This window comes from Mesorhizobium sp. M7A.F.Ca.ET.027.03.2.1 (assembly GCF_003999175.1).
Taxonomy (GTDB): Bacteria; Pseudomonadota; Alphaproteobacteria; order Rhizobiales; family Rhizobiaceae; genus Mesorhizobium.
In genome coordinates this window covers 1-1,083 of record NZ_RZOM01001478.1, presented here as the reverse complement: position 1 = coordinate 1,083, position 1,083 = coordinate 1, and the positions used below count along the sequence as shown (strand labels likewise).

Here is a 1,083-nt window from a genome sequence, read left to right as displayed (position 1 = left end):
CCGCCGCACCGGTCACCGAAACGATCCTTGTCGTCGAGGATGATGCCCGCGTGCGGGTCTCCACGACTGAGGCCATACGAGAACTCGGATACACCGTCATTCATGCAGCGAGCGGCGAGGAAGCGTTGCAGAAACTGGCGGAGAACCCGAACGTCGCCCTGCTGTTCACCGACATCGTCATGCCCGTCATGAACGGCCGCAAGCTGGCGGAAGAGGCCGTTGCCCGCATGCCGCTGCTGAAGGTGATCTTCACCACCGGCTTCACCAGGAACGCGGTGGTCCACAACGGCGTGCTCGACCACGACGTGCATTTCCTCGCCAAGCCCTTCACCATCGAGCAACTGGCGGCGAAACTGCGTGACGTGCTCGGCACGAAGTAGGTCGGCCACTCTGTCAGCCCCTTGGCAGCATCGAAAATTGTTGCCTTGACATTCGCGGCCTCACGCCCGACTTCCTAGCGCATGACCCCGAAATCGAAGTCGATTTCGGAAAGGATCATGCGCAGAATCTAAAGTGCTACAGCGTCCTTTGCGCGTCCAAGAGGACGCGCGGCGCTGTAGTGTCGAGGAGACCAACCCATGCCAGAGCCCCGACGATCGACGATCGATGCCGGAGAGGTGGAGCGCTTTTCCGCCCTTGCCGCCGAATGGTGGAACCCGAACGGCAAGTTCCGTCCCCTGCACAAATTCAATCCGGTCCGGCTGGCCTATATCCGCGACCAGATAGCAACGCGCTTCGGCCGTGACCCGCGCGCTGCAAGGCCTTTCGAGGGCCTGCGCATCCTCGACATCGGCTGCGGCGGCGGACTTCTGTGCGAGCCGATGGCGCGGCTTGGCGCCGAAGTCGTGGGTGCGGATGCCTCCGAAACCAATATCGAAGTGGCCAAGCTGCACGCCGCCGAGGGCAATGTCAGCATCGACTATCGCGCCACGACGGCTGAGGACCTTGCCGACGCCGGCGAAAAGTTCGACGTCATCCTCAACATGGAAGTGGTCGAGCATGTCGCCGACATCGACCTGTTCGTCGCCAAATGCGGCGAGATGGTGCGGCCCGGCGGCGTCATGTTCGTGGCCACTATCAACC

The 1,083-nt window shown here is 62.3% G+C and carries 2 protein-coding genes; both read left to right on the top strand.

What is annotated here, in order from left to right:
* Positions 1 to 380, top strand: a 380-nt coding sequence (locus tag EN750_RS35770; RefSeq protein ID WP_127399379.1) for a response regulator, incomplete at its 5' end; no start/stop codon positions are given.
* 198 nt (positions 381 to 578) lie between these two features.
* Positions 579 to 1,083: bifunctional 2-polyprenyl-6-hydroxyphenol methylase/3-demethylubiquinol 3-O-methyltransferase UbiG (gene ubiG / locus EN750_RS35765; protein ID WP_127399378.1), on the top strand; the 505-nt coding region annotated here is incomplete at its 3' end.